21 protein-coding genes are annotated in these 20,543 nt (G+C 63.3%); 10 read left to right on the plus strand and 11 right to left on the minus strand.

From position 1 onward, the window contains the following. Positions 1-88 precede the first annotated feature (88 nt). Both FJQ55_RS05490 and FJQ55_RS05495 read right to left on the minus strand, forming a co-directional pair. Positions 89-1,648 carry a helicase HerA-like C-terminal domain-containing protein gene (locus tag FJQ55_RS05490; RefSeq protein ID WP_140826668.1) on the minus strand — a complete coding sequence of 520 codons (1,560 nt, stop codon included), beginning with the start codon at positions 1,646-1,648 and terminating at the stop codon, positions 89-91. 17 nt (positions 1,649-1,665) lie between these two features. After that, a complete protein-coding gene (locus FJQ55_RS05495; RefSeq protein ID WP_140826669.1) occupies positions 1,666-1,851 on the minus strand; it encodes a hypothetical protein in 186 nt (61 codons plus the stop codon). 236 nt (positions 1,852-2,087) lie between these two features. On the opposite strand from FJQ55_RS05495, the gene FJQ55_RS05500 reads away from it, so the two are divergent. Continuing rightward, positions 2,088-2,480, plus strand: coding sequence for a DUF2780 domain-containing protein (locus FJQ55_RS05500; RefSeq protein WP_140826670.1), 393 nt, complete (start codon positions 2,088-2,090; stop codon positions 2,478-2,480). A 72-nt stretch (positions 2,481-2,552) separates the two neighbouring features. Here FJQ55_RS05500 and FJQ55_RS05505 read toward each other — a convergent pair whose 3' ends face one another. Together FJQ55_RS05505 and FJQ55_RS05510 are read right to left on the minus strand one after the other, a co-directional pair. After that, positions 2,553-2,786 (minus strand): hypothetical protein, encoded by a 234-nt coding sequence (locus FJQ55_RS05505; protein ID WP_140826671.1) that lies wholly within the window; start codon positions 2,784-2,786, stop codon positions 2,553-2,555. Between the two features lie 4 nt (positions 2,787-2,790). Next, positions 2,791-3,528, minus strand: a complete 738-nt coding sequence (locus FJQ55_RS05510) for a hypothetical protein (RefSeq protein ID WP_140826672.1) — start codon at positions 3,526-3,528, stop codon at positions 2,791-2,793. Between the two features lie 487 nt (positions 3,529-4,015). Here FJQ55_RS05510 and FJQ55_RS05515 point away from each other — a divergent pair, with 487 nt between their 5' ends. Continuing rightward, positions 4,016-5,704 (plus strand): methyl-accepting chemotaxis protein, encoded by a 1,689-nt coding sequence (locus tag FJQ55_RS05515; protein WP_140826673.1) that lies wholly within the window; start codon positions 4,016-4,018, stop codon positions 5,702-5,704. A 135-nt stretch (positions 5,705-5,839) separates the two neighbouring features. On the opposite strand, the gene FJQ55_RS05520 is transcribed toward FJQ55_RS05515, so the two are convergent. Then, a complete protein-coding gene (locus FJQ55_RS05520; RefSeq protein ID WP_161596947.1) occupies positions 5,840-7,384 on the minus strand; it encodes a sensor histidine kinase in 1,545 nt (514 codons plus the stop codon). A 191-nt stretch (positions 7,385-7,575) separates the two neighbouring features. Here FJQ55_RS05520 and FJQ55_RS23305 point away from each other — a divergent pair, with 191 nt between their 5' ends. Further along, positions 7,576-7,977: a hypothetical protein gene (locus FJQ55_RS23305; protein ID WP_161596948.1), complete on the plus strand. Its 402-nt coding sequence runs from the start codon at positions 7,576-7,578 to the stop codon at positions 7,975-7,977. 101 nt (positions 7,978-8,078) lie between these two features. Here FJQ55_RS23305 and FJQ55_RS05525 read toward each other — a convergent pair whose 3' ends face one another. After that, complete coding sequence (locus FJQ55_RS05525) at positions 8,079-9,059, minus strand: patatin-like phospholipase family protein (protein WP_161596949.1); 981 nt, start codon at positions 9,057-9,059, stop codon at positions 8,079-8,081. A 205-nt stretch (positions 9,060-9,264) separates the two neighbouring features. Here FJQ55_RS05525 and FJQ55_RS05530 point away from each other — a divergent pair, with 205 nt between their 5' ends. From FJQ55_RS05530 to FJQ55_RS23520, 5 genes are all read left to right on the plus strand, one after another. Further along, complete coding sequence (locus FJQ55_RS05530; RefSeq protein ID WP_140826676.1) at positions 9,265-10,953, plus strand: methyl-accepting chemotaxis protein; 1,689 nt, start codon at positions 9,265-9,267, stop codon at positions 10,951-10,953. A gap of 141 nt (positions 10,954-11,094) precedes the next feature. Beyond that, on the plus strand, positions 11,095-11,385 hold the full coding sequence (locus tag FJQ55_RS05535; protein ID WP_208758181.1) for a hypothetical protein: 291 nt from the start codon (positions 11,095-11,097) through the stop codon (positions 11,383-11,385). 249 nt (positions 11,386-11,634) lie between these two features. Beyond that, positions 11,635-12,831, plus strand: a complete 1,197-nt coding sequence (locus FJQ55_RS05540; RefSeq protein WP_140829103.1) for a DUF3095 domain-containing protein — start codon at positions 11,635-11,637, stop codon at positions 12,829-12,831. 106 nt (positions 12,832-12,937) lie between these two features. Beyond that, complete coding sequence (locus FJQ55_RS05545; protein ID WP_140829105.1) at positions 12,938-13,378, plus strand: YqaA family protein; 441 nt, start codon at positions 12,938-12,940, stop codon at positions 13,376-13,378. Positions 13,379-13,521: 143 nt separating this feature from the next. Beyond that, positions 13,522-14,565, plus strand: a complete 1,044-nt coding sequence (locus FJQ55_RS23520; RefSeq protein ID WP_208758182.1) for a hypothetical protein — start codon at positions 13,522-13,524, stop codon at positions 14,563-14,565. 102 nt (positions 14,566-14,667) lie between these two features. Here the strand turns inward: FJQ55_RS23520 and FJQ55_RS05565 are convergent, their stop codons facing one another. After that, a complete protein-coding gene (locus tag FJQ55_RS05565) occupies positions 14,668-14,916 on the minus strand; it encodes a DUF982 domain-containing protein (RefSeq protein WP_062275446.1) in 249 nt (82 codons plus the stop codon). A gap of 464 nt (positions 14,917-15,380) precedes the next feature. Between FJQ55_RS05565 and FJQ55_RS05570 the strand changes: the two genes are divergently transcribed. Then, positions 15,381-16,568, plus strand: coding sequence for a TCR/Tet family MFS transporter (locus FJQ55_RS05570; RefSeq protein ID WP_140826680.1), 1,188 nt, complete (start codon positions 15,381-15,383; stop codon positions 16,566-16,568). Positions 16,569-16,633: 65 nt separating this feature from the next. On the opposite strand, the gene FJQ55_RS05575 is transcribed toward FJQ55_RS05570, so the two are convergent. Next, a complete protein-coding gene (locus tag FJQ55_RS05575; RefSeq protein ID WP_140829108.1) occupies positions 16,634-16,840 on the minus strand; it encodes a hypothetical protein in 207 nt (68 codons plus the stop codon). A gap of 403 nt (positions 16,841-17,243) precedes the next feature. Here FJQ55_RS05575 and FJQ55_RS05580 point away from each other — a divergent pair, with 403 nt between their 5' ends. After that, positions 17,244-18,314: a magnesium transporter CorA family protein gene (locus FJQ55_RS05580; protein WP_140826681.1), complete on the plus strand. Its 1,071-nt coding sequence runs from the start codon at positions 17,244-17,246 to the stop codon at positions 18,312-18,314. Positions 18,315-18,493: 179 nt separating this feature from the next. Here the strand turns inward: FJQ55_RS05580 and tam are convergent, their stop codons facing one another. Genes tam through FJQ55_RS05595 form a run of 3 tightly spaced genes read right to left on the minus strand, consistent with a single transcriptional unit; the run spans position 18,494 to position 20,391 of the window. After that, the gene (gene tam, locus FJQ55_RS05585) at positions 18,494-19,264 is read right to left on the minus strand and encodes a trans-aconitate 2-methyltransferase (RefSeq protein ID WP_140829110.1); all 771 of its coding nucleotides are present in this window, start codon (positions 19,262-19,264) and stop codon (positions 18,494-18,496) included. A 5-nt stretch (positions 19,265-19,269) separates the two neighbouring features. Continuing rightward, positions 19,270-19,962 (minus strand): haloacid dehalogenase type II, encoded by a 693-nt coding sequence (locus tag FJQ55_RS05590; RefSeq protein ID WP_140826682.1) that lies wholly within the window; start codon positions 19,960-19,962, stop codon positions 19,270-19,272. A 45-nt stretch (positions 19,963-20,007) separates the two neighbouring features. Continuing rightward, positions 20,008-20,391: a winged helix-turn-helix transcriptional regulator gene (locus FJQ55_RS05595; RefSeq protein ID WP_246085123.1), complete on the minus strand. Its 384-nt coding sequence runs from the start codon at positions 20,389-20,391 to the stop codon at positions 20,008-20,010. Positions 20,392-20,543: the final 152 nt, after the last annotated feature.

The raw sequence follows: 20,543 nt of genomic DNA on the forward strand, positions 1-20,543 counted from the left end.
AACATGAGGATGAGCTTTCATCTTTCACTTTTTGGCGCCCGGCCTTCCGCTGTGCCGGGATGGCACAACTACCCACGGATCCCAGCCCTCAGCGCCGAAGGCTCCCCAAAATCCCGCGCACCAGCGCCCGGCCGACAGAGGTTGCGACGGACCGCGCCGCACTCTTCATCGCCGCCTCGATCACCGTCTCGCGCTGATAACCGCCGGCGCGTTTCGTCGTCGTGCGCTCTCCGCTGTCCTTCGCCTCGTCACCAAAGCCGGGAAGTGTCCAGCGGCCGGCCGCGCTGTCGTCGGCCGTGGCGCCCGTTTCGGCCTCTCGTTTGGCAGCCTCGGCTTCCGCCGCCTTCTTCGCCCGGGCCGTCAGGATCTCATAGGCCGATTCCGCATCCAGATCGGCATCATATTGCCCGGCAACCGGCGAGAGGTTCATCACCTTCTGCCGCTCGGCATCGCTGACCGGGCCGACCCGGCCCGACGGCGGGCGGATCAGCGTGCGCTCGACCATCGAGGGGATGCCCTTGGCCTCCAGCGTCGAGACCAGCGCCTCGCCAATGCCGAGCTGCGTGATGGCCGTTGCGCAGTCAAAAGCCGGGTTTGGCCGGAAGGTGTCGGCCGCCGTCTTCACCGCCTTCTGCTCACGCGGGGTATAGGCGCGCAGCGCATGCTGCACACGGTTGCCGAGTTGGGCGAGCACCGTTTCCGGCACATCGAGCGGATTTTGCGTGACGAAATAGACGCCGACCCCCTTGGAGCGGATCAGCCGCACCACCTGCTCGACCCGCTCGATCAGCACCTTCGGCGCGTCATTGAACAGGAGATGGGCCTCGTCAAAAAAGAAGACCAGCTTCGGCTTGTCGAGATCGCCCACCTCCGGCAGTTCCTCGAACAGCTCCGAAAGCAGCCAGAGCAGGAAGGTCGCGTAGAGGCGCGGGTTCATCATCAGCCGGTCGGCAGCGAGGATAGAGATCGCGCCGCGTCCGTCATTCGTCGTGCGCATGATGTCGGTGACCTTCAGCGCCGGTTCGCCGAAGAAATTCTCCGCACCCTGCTGCTCGAGAATGAGCAACCCGCGCTGCAGCGTCGCGATCGACGCCTTCGAGATCAGGCCGAACTGGCTCGAAAGCTCGGTGGCATGGTCCGCCATATAGGTCAAAAGCGCCTGCAGATCCTTCATGTCGAGCAGCGGCAAGCCACCCTCGTCGGCAATCTTGAAGGCGATGTTGAGCGCACCTTCCTGGGCCTCGGTCGCATTCATCAGCCGCGACAGGAGAAGCGGCCCCATCTCCGCGACGGTGGTGCGCACGCGGTGGCCTTTCTCGCCATAGAGATCCCAGAAAATGACCGGAAACTCGGACGGGCCATAATCGGTGAAGCCGATCTGCTGAACGCGCTGGGTGATCCAGTCCTTCGGCTCGCCCATGGTGGCGATGCCGGAGAGATCGCCCTTGATGTCGGAGGCAAAGACCGGAACGCCGGCCTCCGAAAAGCTCTCCGCCAGCACCTGCAGCGTCACCGTCTTGCCGGTGCCCGTCGCCCCGGTGATGATACCGTGACGGTTGCCGTATTTCAGCGCCAGATATTCCGCCTTGTTCAGGCTGTCGTCCGGATTGCGGCTGGTGCCGAGATAAAGCGAACCCTCTTGCAGCATGCGCATGCTCTCCCGTGTCAGGTGCCGGCATTCGCGGCACTCTCGCGCTTGCTCTTATAAGGATTGTGTGGAACATCGACAACGGTAAGACGTCCCATCGCGGCACGGGAATTCGTTCGCAGGAACGCAGGTCCGGGGCTGATGAAGGGTGGCGGCCGCTGTTGAGCGACCGGCTGGTCGTGCCGCTGGTTCAAGGTGGTCATCGGCAGCCCCGATCACGCAGCGGTCCGCAGGTCGGCATGTACTGTGCGGCAAGGCGGCTCGCGCCCAGAGCTTGCCTCCGCCAAAGGAGGGGCCAGGGCCAATGCCTGTGAAAGGGTGAAAGGGCAGGGGATTACGTCCCCGTCATTTTTGCTCCCCCGGTCTTGCAGCGCTTGAGTTCGGCAAAAACTTCTATTACGTTGACGTTAACGTCAAATTTCCCGCAGGAGGATACCCCATGAGCGAACTCGTCACCCGCATCGCCGACAATGTCGGCATTTCCCCGGAAAGGGCTGAAACGGCGCTGGGCATGATGCTCGGCTTCCTGCAGCGCGAAGCAGCCGACGGCCCGGTCGCCCGCATGATCGAAGCCATCCCGGGTGCAGCCGAACTCGTTGCCAAGCACAATGGCGAAGGTGCAGGCGGCGGCGGTCTGCTCGGCGGCCTGATGAGCGCCATAGGCGGCGGCGGCATCATGGGTCTCGGCCAGCAGCTGATGTCGCAAGGCCTCGGCATGGGCGAAATTTCGACGCTCGCCAAGGAGACCATGGCGGTTGCCCGCGAATATGCGGGTGCCGACGTGGTCGACGAAGTCGTGGCTTCGGTCCCGGGTCTCAGCCAGTTCGTCTGAGCCGAGCAGCAGGTTTGAAGTGACAAAAGCCGTCGGGGCAACCCGGCGGCTTTTCCACTTCTCACTCATAGGTCAGGGACAAGGGCAACTGTTCAGATACTGGAGGAGGGCGATGACGCCCTGGACGCAGGCGCCGAGCCCACCGAGAAACGCGGCTAGCCCGACGATTCCCGCCAGAAGGCTCTGGAATTTGCTGAGCGCGAGCCTGGCGTCGGTGATGATCGGCTCTCCACGCCAGTAGAGCCGGCCTTTTTCATCCAGTTCGAGGTCATCGAGATTGTCCGGCGTGATCTTCTGCCGTGCCATGGCCCTAATCCGCCGAGGCGGAGCCACCCTGGAGCGAAGTCACGATCGCCTGCAGCAGGGCGTTGGTTTTAGCGCTGCTATCCTTCATCTCGCGCCGCAGCGAGCCGATCTCGTTTTCCAGTGCCTGTGTGTGGGCAATGGTCAGCCGGTACTGGTCGTCCATGCGCCGCCCGATGTCGGACAGTTCATGGCCGTGCTCGTCGAGCATTGTCTTGACCTCCGAAAGACCAGCAGCGACCGTCTCCGACTGCATCTTCAATGCATCGAATTGCGGTGCGAGACGCTTTGCCATTTCTTGGACGAAATGGCCCTGTTCTGATTTCTCTGCCATTCGATCTCGTCTTTCAGCCAGATTTCGCTTCTTGCCGTCAGGCTCAACGGCACCGAGGCCACCCGGTTCCCCCAGCGCCTGGGCCTCAAACACCCCGCCCGCTATGTTGGGCTTGGCACCGACGACGTCAAGACTGCCGGCGGACATCGCCTGAGTGTACACCACTTGGTGTTGAAAAAGTGTTAGATCGGCCTGTTGCTTGGAGCGTTCAACGGCGACGAGCTTTCGCCTGACGACGCTGATGATCCTCTCGATGTATCCCGGTTCTTGTTCCGCGGATGGATTGATCGCGGTAGCGCCAACGATCGGGGCAGCAAGCGGCGCGTTTTCCGGTCTCAGATAGGCTGGAAGAGCGGCGGTCGAAATCGATGGACCGGGTCCCGCCCTGTCACCAGCGCGGGCGTCTTTCATGAACTCCCGCCGTGCCGATGGGCCGACCTGAGATTGAGCATTCGGATCAGAAGACATTGCCAGCCCCGCTCTCACCACGGCGACAGATTATGCGCCTTCAACCGGCTGTCAAGTTGCGCTGCGCGAGATTGCCACCACTGGTCGCATTAGAAACTATATCCGCATGGCGCTGGCGCGAGACGAGCCGCAATGCTGGAGGACGTAGGACTCGGGTTCTCCTCCCACATCGATCAACCGCCGGATGCACGTCCGGCGGCTGTTCGGATCCCGCCGGATCTCATCCATCATCCGCCCCGCAGCATGGCCAGCCTCACACGCGGCATATCAAAACCGCCTCCCAAAGAATGAGGTGTCCGCCTCGACCGGAATGGCAGCGCTTCCCTATTTCTCGCCTGACGTGCGCAATTCTGCTTAAAAGCGCCTCGAAATTTAGCTGTAATTAACAAAACGCAGGTTTGATGGGCATGGTTACACGCTGGAGGCGAACATGCTCTCGAACTATCTCAATGCGAATAAGCTTGCCGACGACATGAGGGCGATCTCCAACGCGCAGGCGATGATTTCCTTTTCTCCGGATGGCACGATCCTCCACGCCAACGAAAATTTCCTGACTACCCTCGGCTACACGCTAGACGAGATCGTCGGCAAACATCACCGCATCTTCTGCGAAGACGCGATCCGCCAATCGCCCGATTACCAGCGCTTCTGGTCCGAACTCGCCGCCGGCAAATTTCAGAGTGGCCAGTTCCGCCGCCAGAGCAAGAATGGTGACGATGTCTGGATCGAGGCCACCTACAATCCGGTCTTCAGCGGCGGCCGCGTGGTGCGCATTCTCAAGATTGCGTCCGACATTACGGCATCCAAGGTCGCATCGCTGCACGACGGCAACCGCCTGCGCGCCATCGACCAGTCCCAGGCGATCATCGAATTCGAGATCGACGGCACCATCGTCCAGGCCAACGACAATTTCCTGAAGGCGATGGGATATGGCCATGACGAGATCATCGGCCAGCACCATCGCATGTTCTGCGATCCGGCTTACGTCCGGACGGCGGAATATGCACAATTCTGGGAGCGCCTGCGCGGCGGCGAGTTCATCTCCTCCAATTTCGTCCGCTACGGCAAGGGTGGGCGCGAGGTCTGGATCCAGGCGGCCTACACGCCGGTCTTCAATTCGCGCGGCAAAGTCTACAAGGTGATCAAGGTCGCCGCAGACATCAGCCCGCGCATGCGCGCGGTCAAGATCATCGGCCAGGCCATCAAACGCCTGGCGGACGGAGACCTCACGGTCCGCTTGACCGAACCGCTCGATGCCGTACTCGAAAACACCCGGCTCGACGTCAACACGGCCGCTGAGGCCCTCGACCAGACCATGACCGGTATCGTGCGTGCCGCTCAGGCCCTGTCTGAAAATGCCGCCGTCATCAGCGATGTCTCGAACAGCATTGCCGCCAATGGCGAGCGCCAGGCCGCCACGGTCGAGGAGACGGCAGCAGCGCTCGAGCAGATCAACACCACCGTCAAGGATACGACGACCCGTACCCTGGCCACGACGCAACTCGTCAGCCAGACCCGCTCCAATGCGGAAGCCTCGGGTGCGGTGGTCACCCAGGCGACGGCCGCCATGGACGAGATCGCCGGCTCGTCGCGCGAAATCGAAAACATCATCGGCGTGATCGACGAGATCGCCTTCCAGACCAATCTGCTCGCCCTGAATGCCGGCGTGGAAGCCGCCAGGGCAGGGGAGGCCGGCAAGGGTTTCGCCGTCGTCGCCCAGGAAGTGCGTGAACTTGCCCAGCGCTCCGCGAGCGCCGCCAAGGACATCAAGGGCCTCATCGCGAGATCGGCGGACGCCGTGCGCCATGGCGTCGAGCTGGTCGACAAGACCGGCCATTCTCTGCAGTCGATCGTCGATCAGGTGCAGGAAATCGACGGCAATGTCGACGCGATTTCCGGCGCCGCCCGCGAGCAGGCGCAAGGCATCGGCGAGATCAACGCCTCGATCAACATGCTCGACAAGGTCACCCAGCAGAGTGCTGCGACCGTCGAAGAGGCGAGTGCCGCCGCCGCGTCGCTCGCCGAAGGCGCACGCGATCTCTACGGCCTCGTCTCGCGCTTCCAGACCTCGGTGCTGAGAGGCGGCCATCCTGCCTTCTCCCCGAACAAGGCCGCCTGACCAGGCAGCGCGCGGAGAAACGTCCGGGGCGTCCATCGGCGGCTCGTGTCGGCGCCTTTCTTTAGGGACACGAGATGGATCGCAGGCCGTGTGGCAGAGGCAATATCCGGCTTTCTGGGTAATGACGAGCGCCCGCTACAGCGCGAACCGGATCACATAACGTGTGCCGCTTTCGACGGTGCGGCTGATTTCGCCACCCACCTGCTGCACGAAGGCGTCGACGAGGCCGGTGCCGGAGCGGCGTGTCGTCTCGACGGCCATGCCAACCCCGTCATCCGAAATGGTGATCTCGCCCTCTTCCTCCCCAACGGCTTTCAGCGTGAGGTGGATAGTACCGCTGTCGCGCTCGACAAAGGCATGTTTGACGGCATTGGTGACGAGCTCCAGCACGGCGAGCGCCAGCGGCGAGGCGCGGTCCGCCGCCAACAAGATCCCCTCGGGCAGCACATAGTCGAAGCGGATGCCGCGCTCTTCCGGCATCAGCGTGCCCGGATCGCAGGCGCGCCGCAGAAGAATGCCGAGGTCAATCTTTTCGCCTTGGCTCGATCGGTACAGCAGGTCGTGCACCTCCGCCAGCGCCCGCACGCGCATCTGCAGGTCCTGCGCGTCCACCTTGCCCTTTTGCCGCTGATGCAGGTTGATCAGGCTGCTGACCATGGCGAGATTGTTTTTCACCCGGTGGTTCATCTCGCGCACCAGTTCGGAGCGCTGATGGGCCCGGGTTTCGGCCTCTGCCAGTCTGAGCGCCCGCACCTCCGCATCGATCTGGGCGAGAATGCTGCGCCGCGCCAAGCCACTCGCCACCAGCGTGAAGGCGCTGATCGCCAGCATCAGCAGCCAGACCGGCAGCGAGGTTTGAAATGTCGCCTGGAAGATCTGGTCGGTCGGCACCCCGAAATTGGCCACCAGCGACAGGTTTTCCAGGCGGCTGAAGGCATAGATGCGTTTGATGCCGTCGGAAACCGCCAGCGCCTCGTAGACGCCTTCATTGACACCCTTGATGCTCGTCAAAGCCGGCGAGTCCGGGGGCAGCCACAGGGGTTCGGCGGGGATCTGCCGCACCAGTAGCTTGCCGTCCTCGCGCAGCAGCGAGGCCGCTTCCCCGTCGGAGGCGGCGATGGTGCGCAGGAAGGTCCGGCTGCTCTCCGCCGGCATGGACGAGACGATCGCGCCGCGAAAGCCGGGGATGATGAAGGCGCTGGCCACGACCATTGCGTCCCGGTCGCCCGGTTCCAGCTTGATCCGGTCGATGAACAGCCCGGCGCCGTCGCGCACCGCGTCGAGATAGTCCCGCTGGCCGAAGCGTACATTGACGGGGAAGCTGCGGCTTGAGGCGATCACCTCGCCGTCGAGTGCGATGACGGCGAGGCCGTAAGATAGGGCCCGGTCGGAATCCAGGGCAGTGAGAAAGCGGTGAAACGGCTCAGAGCGCAAAAACTGCGTGTTCTCACCCTCGACCCGGCTCAGCGCCGCCCTGTGCTTGATCAACTGTGTTTCGACGAGACGTTGCGAATATTGCCGCACCAGGCCGACGGTATCGACCGCATGTTCGGTCGCCGCGTTCCACTGTGCTCTGAACGACAGCGAGGTCCAGATGAGGCAACCGATCAGGGGCAGCAAGACGCCGCCGATCTGAATTGCCCGGAACCAGCGCAAGACGAGGTTTGGACCCAAGGTCAATGACGTTTCTCTCCGAATGCCGACCCACCCTTGCCTGCTTCGCTTTAGAGCATGCCGAAACACGTTTCGCAATAAGTCCATGGACCTGCCGACATCTGTCTGCCGGGCCGCGCAAAATGCCGGGCGGCGGAACGAAGCAGCCTTCGCCTCGTTGAAGAAACAAGACCATAACCACCAACGGAGGAAGACCCATGAGCGATCACGAGACGAACGACACCGCGATGAACCATCGTGAAAACGGCATCCGCAAGCTGGCCGATCCGGTCGGCGAGAGCGGTCACGAAGCCGGCGCCGGCGAGGAGGGCTATCGAGAAGCCCATGCCAAGCGGCCCGATGGCAATGCCGACCTGCTCGGCGGGCAAGGCGACGAAAACCTGTCGGTACTCGGCGAAGACCCTGAAAGGGCCGAAGAAGGGCTGGATGCCCAGATCGACATGACCAATCATGATGCCGTTCGTGAAGCCGCGCGCCTTGGTGGCACCGATACCTATCTCGTCGATGCCGACATGGAAGACATCGATCAGCGCCAGGGCGAAGATGGCGAAGATGGCCGACCGTCCCCCATGGCCAATGCCGATAATCCCGAACGCTGAACCCCGGGGTTCGGAAACCCCTCCGCCCGGCATAGCCCGGCGGGGGCGGTCCGCTTGCGGTTGAAACCGCACTGGGCAACGCCATCACACATACGCGCCCATCAGACAGGGCAGCGCTCGTCCCGCATGGCCACAAGCGCAGCCTCGACCTTCCGTTTTCCCTCGCTCCAGCGCTGCTGCACGCTATCGGCGCGAAAATCCAGCATCTTCAGTCCCGCCTCCACGCCGTCCTCAGCATGATAGGGCAGGTAGAGCACCCGGCTGTCGGGGGCTTCTTCATTCCCCACGCGCCATCCGGCCAGCCGCTCATGAACGCTGGCCAGAGCCCGGCGGCTTTGGCCGGCAAACAGGATGTCCTGTGCCCGCAGCAATGCCTCGTCGATGCTTGATGGCACCGGTCCCTGTGGTGTGGCGGTGTCGAGCGCCAGACAGGTGACGGCGGCCGTCGGCTTCTCCGCAAATAGGGGCTCCAGCGGCAGATTGCAGACGAGACCCGAATCGGCGAAATGGCGTCCCTCGATTTCCACCGGCGGAAAGGCGATCGGAAAGGCACTGCTTGCCATCAGGTGATCGACCGTAATCGGCGCCTGCCGCGTGTCGAAAACCGCAAGCTCCCCGCTTTCCACATCCACGGCCGTCACCACGAAGCGGATCGGACCGTGGTTCAGACGGTCGAAGTCGATGAACCGCTCCAGCTGCCGGCGCTGCGGTGCGGTATCGAACAGGCTTGGTCGTCTGGAAAAGCCCAGGAGAGAGCTGGCAAGCGGCAGGGGGAAGTGCGGGTGAAACAGCCCCGGCCGCCCCGCCATCAGCGTCTGCAGGCCGCTGCCGATCTGTGCCGCCTTCGACTGAGGCAGGAAAGACGACTGCTGCGCCAGCGCCCAGAACTCCTTCATCCGCGTCATGCGCTGCTCGAGCGCATTGCCGGCAAAGATCGCGCCGATCAGCGCACCCGCCGACGCTCCGCCGATGACCGTGGGCTCCACGCCGGCCATGGCGAGCGCCTCGCACCCGCCGGCATGAAATGCGCCCAGCGCATTGCCGCCTGACAGACAGATCCAGGTCTCCTCATTGAAAGGCATGGCGTTCTCCTTGGTCGGGAACTGCATCTGCAGGCCCCCATACCGGGGCAACGCGTGCGGCTGTCACCCGTTCCCGATGGGACAAGGCGCGGTTCCCGCCTCCAGCAGCAAGACGGTTCTATTTCACGCAGCAGGAGGGTACCGATTTAGGAAGCATTAATCGGCGTGTGCTCATATAACCGCAAATATGCTCCGAGGAAAATCCATGTTTACCGACTATTTGCACGCCTCCCGCGTTGCCGATGACATGCGCGCGCTCTCCAATTCCCAAGCCATGATCTGGTTCAAGCCAGATGGGACAATCCTCGATGCCAACGATAATTTCTGCAAGGCACTGGGCTACGAACTGAACGAGATCGTCGGCAAGCATCATCGTATCTTCTGCGAAGATGCAATCCGGACATCTCCGGATTACCAGCGCTTCTGGACCGATCTTGCTGCGGGCCGCTTCCAGAGCGGCCAGTTCCGCCGGCAGAGCAAGACGGGCCAGGATGTGTGGATCGAAGCCACCTACAACCCCGTCTTCCACAATGGCCGTGTCGTGCGTGTCATGAAACTTGCTTCCGACATCACCGGGACCAAGATGGCCTCCCTGCACGAAGGCAATCGTCTGCGTGCCATCAACCAGTCTCAGGCGATCATCGAATTCGAGGTCGACGGCACCATCGTCGACGCCAACGAGAATTTCCTGAGCACGATGGGGTATGCGAGCCAGGAGATCGTCGGCCAGCACCATCGCATGTTCTGCGAACCCGCCTACGCGGCGACAGCCGACTATGCCCAATTCTGGGAGCGCTTGCGGGCTGGCGAGTTCATATCCTCCAACTTCGTCCGCTATGGCAAGGGTGGTCGCGAGGTCTGGATTCAGGCCGCTTATTCGCCGGTCTTCAACTCGCGCGGCAAGGTCTACAAGGTCATCAAGGTCGCGACCGACATCACCCCGCGCATGAAGGCGGTCAAGATCATCGGAGCCGCCATCAAGCGGCTGGCCGAAGGCGATCTGACCGTCAGGATCAGCGAGCCGCTGGATGTGGTGCTCGAAACGACCCGTCTCGACGTCAACACCGCGGCCGAGGCCCTCGACCAGACCGTGGCGGCGATCGTCCAGTCCGCCCAGTCGGTTGCCGACAACGCCACAGTGATCCAGGACGTGTCCAACGGCATCGCGAACAATGGGGAACGTCAGGCCGCGACAGTCGAACAGACGGCGGCAGCGCTGGAGGAGATCAACTCCACCGTCAAGGATACCAGCAACCGCACGGTCGCGACCACCCGCCTCGTCGGCGAGACGCGCTCCAATGCCGAAGCCTCCGGCACCGTCGTCAAACAGGCGACGGCGGCCATGGACGACATCGCCAATGCATCAAAGGAAATCGAGAACATCATCGGCGTGATCGATGAAATCGCTTTCCAGACGAACCTCCTGGCGCTGAACGCCGGCGTCGAAGCCGCGCGTGCCGGGGAAGCCGGCAAGGGCTTTGCAGTGGTCGCTCAGGAAGTCCGCGAACTGGCCCAGCGCTCGGCGAGCGCCGCCAAGGACATCAAGGGCCTGATCGCGAAATCCGCCGAGGCCGTGCGCCAGGGCGTGACCCTTGTCGACAAGACGGGCAACGCACTGGAGTCGATCGTGGAGCAGGTCCAGGAAATCGACGCCAATGTCGAGGCAATCTCGGTGGCGGCCCGCGAACAGGCGACGGGCATCGGGGAGATCAATGCCTCGATCAACATGCTGGACAAGGTCACCCAGCAGAGTGCCGCCACGGTCGAGGAAGCCAGCGCGGCCGCCACGTCGCTCGCCCAAGGCGCAGAGACGCTTTATGGTCTGATCGCCCGCTTCAAGACCTCACCGGCGACCGGTAACAGTTCGGCACATTCTGTGCATCGCGCCGCCTAATTAAAGTCTTGGGCCGGGCGGAGGCAGAGGCCTCCGCCCGGCCGTCCCTACCGACGCGGGCACCTTTTTCGCCCTCGCGCATTATGTCCTCGACCCCGCCGACGACGCTCCGCGCCGCGCGCAAACCGAGGAGATATCCCGATGACCAGCCCCCTTGACCTTTCCGGCATGTCCGAGACCGAACTGACCGACCTCATCGAGGCGGCCAACATGGAGCGCAACCGGCGCCGCGTCGAAAGCGCACGGGAGCGCATGCCGGATGAAAACGGCAGCATGGGCCAGGATGTGAACGACCCTAATCATGGTGCGATCACCACCCCCACACCCCATGCCGTGCGCGATCATGCGCCCGATGACGAGGCCGACCAGGGTTACCGCGACGGCGAACGTGCCGGCGAGAGCGTCGAAGACGCCGCACGCCGGGTCGTCTGATAAAAGGCAGGCCCGCCCGCAGTGGGCGGGCCGCTCATCTCTCCTGCCGCTGCCACCAGCAGTCTTTTTGTCCCCGGCTATCTTTCGCACGTGATTGTGAGCGAAGGTCATCGAAACTATTTTGATGCCGTCGTCGTCGCTGTGATCGTGACAATCATACCAAAGCCTGATGACAAGAGCCTATGGGATAGGTTCGTCTGGTCAGGGTTTGGTGTAAGAGGCGACATGGACCGCTGTGAGGTCACCGTGATGAGCAAGGCCACCGCATCAAGCTTTTTCCTTACCATTCCTGCCTTCGAGAAGTTCGAAGGCGTGATCGATGACGGCAACTACCATCCGCTGCCCGATGGCTGGATGCTCGCCGTCGCCGATATCGTCGATTCCACCGCAGCCATCGCGGCCGGCCGCTACAAGTCGGTCAATCTCGCCGGCGTCGCCGTCATCTCCGCAATCCTCAACGGCACGGGCGAGCACGATCTGCCCTTCATCTTCGGCGGCGACGGAGCGCTGGTGGCTGTTCCCCCGGAAGATGGCGAGACGGCGCGCACGGCACTTGCCGCCGTGCGCCGCTGGGTTGAGGAGGAGTATGGCCTCGATATGCGGACAGCTCTGGTGCCGGTTGCGGATATCAGGGCCCATGGCCAGGATGTCCGCCTGGCGCGCTTCGCCGTCAGCGAAGGCGTGACCTATGCCATGTTTTCCGGCGGCGGCAGCCATTGGGCCGAGGCGGAGATGAAGGCCGGCCGCTATCTGGTCGATCCGGCGCCGCCCGGAACCCAGCCGAACCTCTCCGGTCTCTCCTGCCGCTGGCAGCCGATCGCTGCCCGCAACGGCGCCATCGCCTCGATCATCGCTCAGCCGGCGGCAGCCGACCGCGACCGGGAGTTCCGCCGCCTCGTCGGCGAGATCGTCACCATTGCCTCCGCCGACGCGCAAATGGGCCATCCTGTTGCCGACGGCGGCCCGACCCTCGGCCTGACGCTGGAAGCGCTCAACCTCGAAGCCCGCGCCACGGCGCCGCCGGGGCGGCGCCTGCAGCGCAAGCTCTATATTCTCCTGCAATATTACCTGACCGCTTTTCTCCACCGCACCCGTCTCAAGTTCGGCCGGTTCGATGCCCATGATTATGTGCGCGACGTGCGCATGAACACGGATTTTCGCAAGTTCGACGACGGGCTGAAGATGACGGTCGACACCGATCCCGCACGGCTCGCGCGCATCCGCGACCTCCTGGAGACGGCCGCTGCCGCCGGGATCTGTCGCTACGGCTTGCATCTGCAGGAATCGGCCCTGATGACCTGCTTCGTGCCGACGCCGCTGGAACGCGGTCACATGCATTTCATCGATGGCGCTGCCGGCGGTTATGCTGTCGCCGCCAGCCGGTTGAAACTGTCCGTGTCCGGCGATCCCCTGGGCGCCGATCCGTCCCCTGCCAGAATGGCATGAGGCTTCTTGAAGGCCGAGATCGGGGGCGAAGCCTGTATCGGAGCCTGTCTCATCGCGAGCTTGCGACATTGCCACCACTCACCGCCCAGGCTAGACAGCCTGCGTGTTGATCGATCTTGCCAGCTATCTCGGCCTGTTTTCCGCAGCCTTCCTCGCCGCGACGCTTGTGCCGGCGCAGTCGGAGGCGCTGCTTGTCGGCCTGATCGTCACCGAACGCCATCCGCTGACCGCCCTTCTGCTGGTGGCGACGGTCGGCAATGTGGCGGGCTCCCTGGTCAACTACATCCTCGGCCGTTTCATCGAACGCTTCCGGAAAAAACGCTGGTTCCCCGTCTCTCCGGCTTCGCTTGACAGGGCTTCCGGCTGGTATCGCCGCTTCGGCCTATGGTCGCTGCTTTTGTCCTGGATGCCCGTGATCGGAGATCCCATCACCCTCGTCGCCGGTGTGCTGCGCGCGCCCCTTGTGCCTTTCCTGGTGCTGGTGACGCTCGCCAAGTTCGGCCGCTATGCAGTCCTCGCCGCCGTCACGCTGCGGGTCATGGGCTGAGCCTCGTCTGCCTTCGCGCAGGAATCAAAGAATCTGCTAAAATTCGAATGGATCTCTTGACGCGATGCTCACGTCTGCCTGCGACAGTTGACCCTGACGACGGCCTGATGCCAGCGCCCATCTGATACGCCCGGAGGACCACCATGAAGACCCAGCATATCGCCATTCTGGCCACGCTCACGCTTGCCCTGACGACGGCGCCTGTCGTGCCCTTCTCCGGTGATGGCGGCCTTGCCGTTTCCACCGCCTTCGCCAAGGGCGGCAATGGCGGAGGGAATGGCGGCGGCAACGGAGGAGGCAATGGTGGCGGCAACGGCGGAGGCAATGGCGGCAGCAAGGATCGCGGCTCCGAAACCCGCGACGCCAAAAGCACGGATCACGGTCAATCCGCCAGCAGCCAGGGCGCGAGCCGCAAGAGCAATATCCTGACCGACGCGCTGGACACCCTGACGGGCAAGAGCCAGAAGGCGGCAAAGAGCCAGAAGGCCTCAACGAGGACCCAGCTCACGGAAAAGCGCGGCAAGCGCCCGACATCAGCTCCGCCTGCCGAAGAGCCGGTCGAGGCCGTCACAACGCTCGCCTCCGTTCCGCAGGTCAAACCCGAGCTTGGCCCTGCCAAGGCCGATCTTGCCGGCCTCAACTCGCTGAACCGCAACTACCACGCCTATATGAACTCGTCCGACCCGCGCATGGCCGCGATCCGCGATTACGCCACGGCCTATGCCGCCGCTGAACTGGCAGGCGGCGCCGATACGGTGCCGACGGATGTCACGCTCGATGACGAAGCCCTGCGCGCTGCATTGCAGGCGGCAGCCAAGCCCGGAACGGTGATCGACGATGCAACGCTTGCCTGGGCCAAGGACCTGCTCGGTGTAGGTCCGGCGGTCGGCAAGATCGACCAGATCCGCGAAGAACTCGCCGCCACGACCGTCGATCCGGGGACCGATCCCGACACGGTTACGGATCCTGACACGGGGACCGATCCGGGCACGGTCACGGATCCGGACACGGGGACCGATCCGGGCACCGATGTCGGAACCGAAACGGGCACCGATGGCGTCACGGACACGAGCACTGACGTGGTGATCGACCCGACCTTGCCACCCGAAGGCACAACAGGTGACACCACCGACGAGGCAACCCTGCTGCCGCCGGAGCAGCCCGCCGAGACCACCCTCACTCCGTAAACTTCGGGCAGGAAAGGTCAGCCGCGAGCATCGGGTCCGGCCCAATCTTCGAAGTCTTTGGCGGAGGCGAGAGACTGTTGTCTTTGCGAAGCAAAACCGCCCTCAGGCGGTGATCTTCACCCCCGCTTCGAGGGCGGCCGCGATCAGCGCCTTGCGGCCGTCTTCTTCCTTCGCCTTGCCTTGGGCAACGGCGCCAAGCACCAAAAGCGCCTTGTCCAGCGCCTCGCCATCCTCTTCAGGCCAGTCCTCGATCAGTGCCCAGGACGCCCCGAGCGAATTCTCGACCACGACGTCCTCGCCGTCTTCGCCGATCGCATGCAGGATCACGGGTTTGCTCCAGGTGGCGCGCATCGGTCGTCTCTCTCGTCTTCGCCGGCATCCGGCAGGGCAGGGGCACCGACACCCGGACCAGCGGGCGTCGGACCGGAAGGCGCGCGGCGGGGCATTTTGGGCCACCACCGGCACCTGCGCCGGGTTCGTCCTTCTATACGGCCTTGCAGTCCGCCCCGCCACTCCTCCCGCGCCTCCATCCGCAGGAGAAACGCCGTTCTCGCCACGCGCTTGACGAAACGGTCCCCCTCAATCTAGATAATCGCCATCGCGAAAAGCGACCGCTTACCTTGATCCGCCAGTGATATGACCATGGCGCGAGTAAGCAGGTGGACGAATAGACGTCCATGCGGTCAAGCACACATCGAACCACGATCCGTGGTCCGATCAGCGACTCCCTGAAACCGATCCCGAGGCATCTCGGGCCTGAACGACGTTTTGACCGCACGCCTGTGCGTGGCCGTCCGACGTCCGGAGCCAACGCTATGACCAGACCCTTTACCCTTATTCTGATGACAGTCGTACTCGATGCCATCGGCATCGGACTGATCTTTCCGATCCTGCCCGCGCTGCTGAGAGACGTGACCCATGTCGGCGACGTCACGCCCTATATCGGCATCATGATGGCACTTTATGCCGCCATGCAGTTCCTGTTTGCCCCGTTGCTGGGCGCGCTCAGCGACAGCTTCGGCCGGCGCCCCGTGCTGCTGATCTCGCTCGCCGGTTCCATGCTCAACTATTTTTTCCTGGCCCTTGCACCCAGCCTGTGGCTGCTGCTTCTCGGCCGGGCTCTGGCCGGCCTCACCAGCGCCAACACCTCCGTGGCGGCCGCCTATATCACCGACCTGACCGCGCAAGACCAGCGCGCCCGCCGCTTCGGCCTGATGAATGCCATGTTCGGCATCGGCTTCATCATCGGCCCCGTGCTCGGCGGACTGCTTGGCGATCACTGGGTCAGGCTTCCCTTCCTGGCCGCAGCCGTTCTGACCGGTGCAAACCTCCTGTTTTGCCTCTTTGTCCTGCCGGAAACCCGCACGCAAGGGCACCAGGTAACGGATATTGGCGCCCTTAACCCGCTCCGCCCCTTTCGTTGGCTCTTCACGATGAAGGGTGTCCTGCCACTGGTGCTGATCTTCTTTCTGTTCAGCGGTCTTGGCGAAGCCTATGGCACCTGCTGGGCGCTGTGGGGCAACGACGTCTTCCACTGGAACGGTCTGTGGCTCGGGCTTTCGCTTGGCGCATACGGCACCTGCCAGACGCTCGCTCAGGCCTTTCTTCCAGGCCCTGCAACCCAGCGCCTCGGCGAACGACCAGCGATCCTTGTCGGCATCGCCAGCGCCTGTGCGGCTCTTGGCCTCTTCGCCGTCGCATCAGAGGGCTGGTTGGTGTTTGCGGCCATGCCCATCCTGGCGCTCGGAGGAATTGGCGTGCCGGCGCTGCAATCGCTCGCCACCCGCCAGGTGAGCGAGGCCGATCAAGGCAAGTTCCAGGGCCTCCTGCAATCGACCGTGAGCCTCGCCTCGGTCGTTGCCCCGCTCGGCTTTTCCAATCTCTATCTGCTGGCAAGACCGGTCTGGCCCGGCGCCATCTGGCTCTCCGTCGCCACGCTCTACGGCGTGGGCGCGCTCCTGATCCTGCGGCTTCGGTTCGATGAGCCGCAGGCGGAGATCTGAAGGTCAAAGGCGACGCGTTCCTTCGGCGTCATTGCACGGCGCCGAAGGGGCGTTTCCGTCCCGCCTCAGTCCGTCTGCCGCCTTGCCTCCAGCCGGCGCCGGTCGCGCTCCACCGTGTCGGAACCGAGCTTGGTCAGCCGAAACTGCCGCTTCTGGAATTCGCCACGGATCTCGATGAACCCTTGCGCCTGCGCCTCGAACAGCGTCTTCAGGCTGCTGCCCTTGGGCGGCGCCTGCCAGTCCCGACCTTGCGCCGCATGCAAAAGGACCATGATCTTGATCACGGGAAGTCTCCGGAATGTTGCCGGGCGAACCGGAGCTAAGACAATGATGCCGGTCTCTGCCATTTTTCGACGCAAGGTGACAAGGGCGAGACTTACCGCGGACGCGACCGGGTGTGAGGGGCGAGTGCAACCGTGCCATCTGCGGGTCCGCAAACACGCCGCCACCGGAGGCCTTCGCACCCGCGGCAAGCCGCTGCTCGCGCTTGACTTTCCAGCCGCACAGGCTCATCTATCCCTCTGTGAGGCGGTCCCAAAACCCGCCAGACAAGAGGACAGAAAGATGAACCCCGACAGTCGAAGTTCGACGTCACATATCCGGCCGATGGCCCGTCTTTAGTCCTTGGAAGTGCAGGGGCTGAGGTGGCCTGATCGGTCACCGAAGGAGAAGCCCATGCTGCGCTCGTTTTCCCGCGAAGCCGATCACCTCGTGCCCTTCGATCCGGCACCCGTCGAGGCTCCCGTCGTCGTCAGCGACGTGCCGTCGGATGTGCTGACGCTCGAAACCCCGGCCGTCAAGGCCAGGGCCCCGGTCTGGTTCGACCTCGTCAATCCGGAATATGGCGAGACCCGACAAGTCGAGGCGAGCCTTGCCATCGCCGTTCCGACCCGTGACGAGATGGAGGAGATCGAACTCTCGGCCCGGCTCTACCAGGAAGACGGCGCCGAATTCATGACCATGACGGCACTGGCCGGTCTCGATGGCGATGACCCGGTCAAGACTCCTGTTACTTTCATCCTGAAGGGCGACACGCTGGTCACCGTGCGGTATGCCGATCCCAAACCCTTTGCCGCTTTCCTTGCCCGGGCAAAACGCGGCAACGGCCTCGTCTGCTCGACCGGCGAAACGGTCATGCTCGGCCTGCTCGAAGCCATCATCGACCGCATGGCCGATGTGCTGGAGCGCTGCGGCAACGAGATCGACGCCGTCTCTCGCGAAGTGTTTCGCACCCGCAAGGCCAACGGCAAGACAGCGGAGAACCAGGGTGACAAGCAAAAGTCATCGCGTGACCTCGAAGGCCTGATCGAGCAGATCGGCCGCAAGGGCGATCTGTTGACTGCGACCCGTGAAAGCCTGGTCTCGATCTCCCGCCTCGTCGCTTATCACGCAGCCCTTGAAGTGCCCGGCCGAAAGGCCGCCAAGGACACCCGCCAGCGCATCAAGCTCCTGCAGCGTGATGCGACTTCGCTCGGCGATCACGCCCAATTCCTCCAGGGCAAGATCAACTTCCTGCTCGATGCGACGCTCGGCCTGATCAATCTGGAGCAGAACCAGATCATCAAGATCTTCACCGTCGCCTCGGTCGCCTTCCTGCCGCCGACGCTGGTCGCCTCGATCTACGGCATGAACTTTCAGTCCATGCCCGAACTCAGCTGGGAAATCGGCTATCCGATGGCGCTCGCCTTCATGGTGCTCTCGGCACTCCTGCCGTTCCTCTATTTCCGCCGGCGCGGCTGGCTGTGAGGGTCGCTACGTTCTGTCGGAAAAGACCCCTCCCAAACCCTCCCCACAAGGGGAAGGGCTTAACCAGGCCGTAGCCTCTGATGCAGGAACCGAGCGCTTGCCACGAGTCCTCTCCCCCCTTGTGGGGGAGATGCCCGGCAGGGAAGAGGGGGTCTTTTTTCAGACGCGATCGGTCCTGCCTATCCCTTAACTGCCACCAAGAACAACCGTGGAAACGCTAGCAATCGCCGCCCGTCCGCCATCGGCGGATAGGCGACGTCGATTCGTTTCAGATAGGCCGCGCGAAACGCATCCCGCTGTTCCGGCGCGACTGCCGCCAGATAGGGCCGAAGCCCCGTGCCTTCGACCCAGGCGACGATCGCCTCGGCATCCGCCATTGGATGGTAATAGACCGTGTGCCAGACCTCGACCGATGCCGAGATGGGCTGCAGCCTCTGCAGATAGTTCGCCGGGGAGGGCAGCCGCGCGCGGCGGATTCGACCGCCGGCAAAGGCGGCCGACCACGGCCCGTCCCCCCCGGTCTCCTCCATCGCCACATGGCTCGCTTCACCCAGGTTGTCCGGCATCTGCACGGCCAGTACGCCGCGGGGCGACAGGTGCTCCATCAGCGCCGCCAGAATGTCGAGATGGTTTGGCAGCCACTGGAACACGGCATTGGCATAGAGAAGATCGACCGCTCTGTGCGGCCGCCACGTCGCAAGATCGCCCTTGAGGAATGTGACATCCGGCAGCCGTGCCCGCGCCTTCGCCAGCATGTCGTCATCGCTGTCGAGCCCGCTCACCGCATCGCGTCCGTAACGCTCCACCAGAAGCTCCGTCGAATTGCCCGGCCCGCAGCCGAGATCGATGACGCGAGCCGCCTGCTCAAGTGGCACACGGGCGAGAAGATCCCGGGCCGGCTGCGTCCGCTCGTCCTCGAACTTGAGATATTGCTGCGCCGACCACTGCAACTGCGTCATGCCAAGAGCCCTTCCAGCGTTGAGAACACGCCGTCAGGCGCAAGCTCGGGATATTCGTCGGGCGCGCCTGCGCGATTGATCCAATGGCAGGTGAAGCCAAAGGCCTTCGCACCGGCAATATCCCAGCGATTGGAGGATTGAAAGGCAATGTCCCGCGCCTCAAGCCCCAGCGATTGGGTCGCAAGGGCATAAGCAGCCGGTGCCGTTTTGTAGATCTTCAGCGTATCGACGGAAAACACCTCGTCGATCAGTGTGCCGATTCCGGCCGCAGCCACTGCCTCATCGAGCATGGCCGGCGTCCCGTTCGACAGGATCGCGATACGCGCCCCTTGCTGCCTGAGCGTCGATAGCACGACCGGCACTTCGCTAAAACAATCAAGCCGCCGATAGGCCTCGAGAAGATCGGCCCTGAGGCTCCGATCGATCTCAGGAAAGCGCGCGAAGCAGACATCCAGCGCCTCTTCCGTCAGCGTCGCAAAATCACGGTAACGCCCGGCAAGGCTCCTGACCCAGGTATATTCCAGTTGTTTGGCGCGCCAGAGATCGGAAAAGGCCTGGTAGTCTGGGCCGAGCGCCTGCTGATGACGCCGGACGGCGGAATGCACGTCGAACAGCGTGCCATAGGCATCGAAAACATAGGCGGCATAACCCGCCCCGTGGCGGGCGTCTCGATCAGCGGCAGCGTTCATGGTGATCTCCTCTATGACCGAGGGTAGGGTGCACCAACTCTGCAATCAAGCCGGACGTCTTTTGCTGCCATTCGCCTCGGCAAAGGCGCGCCGCGCGCGCTCGATCTCGTCGCGGTGTTTCTCCGCCCAGACCCACACCCCGCAAAAGGCCTCCGAAAGGCTGTGGCCGATCGGTGTCAGCTCATAATCGACATGCGGCGGGATGACCGGATGCACGGTGCGCTTCACCAGCCCGTCCTCCTCCATGCGCCGCACCGTCTGGGTCAGCATCTTCTGGCTGATGCCGGAAACGATCCGGCCGATCTGGGTGAAGCGCAGCGTCCCATGCTCTTCCAGCGCTTCCAGGATGAGCATGGTCCAGCGGTCCGCCACCTTGCCGATGATGTCCTGTACCAGCGCTTCCACCGCCGGATCGATGCTCTCAGGCACCGTCCCTGCCGCATGTCCGACACTGTTTGCCTGCGCTGATCCCTTTGTCACCAGACACTCTCCTTCGGGTATGTATAAATCTTTTCAGTGCCTACTTCGTAATGGAGAGTATGGGGCCTAGTTACGAGATGCACAACAGCGAAGAGGATTTC

It is taken from the genome of Rhizobium glycinendophyticum (assembly GCF_006443685.1).
Classification (GTDB): Bacteria; Pseudomonadota; Alphaproteobacteria; order Rhizobiales; family Rhizobiaceae; genus Allorhizobium; species Allorhizobium glycinendophyticum.

Coding starts and splice junctions, on each gene's coding strand:
- FJQ55_RS05525 (WP_161596949.1), bottom strand. CDS start 9,059: ATGCCTTTCAATGAGGAGACCTGGATCTGTCTGTCAGGCGGCAATGCG.
- FJQ55_RS05490 (WP_140826668.1), bottom strand. CDS start 1,648: ATGCTGCAAGAGGGTTCGCTTTATCTCGGCACCAGCCGCAATCCGGAC.
- FJQ55_RS05590 (WP_140826682.1), bottom strand. CDS start 19,962: ATGAACGCTGCCGCTGATCGAGACGCCCGCCACGGGGCGGGTTATGCC.
- FJQ55_RS05540 (WP_140829103.1), top strand. CDS start 11,635: ATGAGCAAGGCCACCGCATCAAGCTTTTTCCTTACCATTCCTGCCTTC.
- FJQ55_RS05515 (WP_140826673.1), top strand. CDS start 4,016: ATGCTCTCGAACTATCTCAATGCGAATAAGCTTGCCGACGACATGAGG.
- FJQ55_RS05505 (WP_140826671.1), bottom strand. CDS start 2,786: ATGGCACGGCAGAAGATCACGCCGGACAATCTCGATGACCTCGAACTG.
- FJQ55_RS05530 (WP_140826676.1), top strand. CDS start 9,265: ATGTTTACCGACTATTTGCACGCCTCCCGCGTTGCCGATGACATGCGC.
- FJQ55_RS23305 (WP_161596948.1), top strand. CDS start 7,576: ATGAGCGATCACGAGACGAACGACACCGCGATGAACCATCGTGAAAAC.
- FJQ55_RS05500 (WP_140826670.1), top strand. CDS start 2,088: ATGAGCGAACTCGTCACCCGCATCGCCGACAATGTCGGCATTTCCCCG.
- FJQ55_RS05495 (WP_140826669.1), bottom strand. CDS start 1,851: ATGACCACCTTGAACCAGCGGCACGACCAGCCGGTCGCTCAACAGCGG.
- FJQ55_RS05535 (WP_208758181.1), top strand. CDS start 11,095: ATGACCAGCCCCCTTGACCTTTCCGGCATGTCCGAGACCGAACTGACC.
- FJQ55_RS05580 (WP_140826681.1), top strand. CDS start 17,244: ATGCTGCGCTCGTTTTCCCGCGAAGCCGATCACCTCGTGCCCTTCGAT.
- FJQ55_RS05575 (WP_140829108.1), bottom strand. CDS start 16,840: ATGGTCCTTTTGCATGCGGCGCAAGGTCGGGACTGGCAGGCGCCGCCC.
- FJQ55_RS05565 (WP_062275446.1), bottom strand. CDS start 14,916: ATGCGCGCCACCTGGAGCAAACCCGTGATCCTGCATGCGATCGGCGAA.
- FJQ55_RS05570 (WP_140826680.1), top strand. CDS start 15,381: ATGACCAGACCCTTTACCCTTATTCTGATGACAGTCGTACTCGATGCC.
- FJQ55_RS23520 (WP_208758182.1), top strand. CDS start 13,522: ATGAAGACCCAGCATATCGCCATTCTGGCCACGCTCACGCTTGCCCTG.
- FJQ55_RS05510 (WP_140826672.1), bottom strand. CDS start 3,528: ATGAAAGACGCCCGCGCTGGTGACAGGGCGGGACCCGGTCCATCGATT.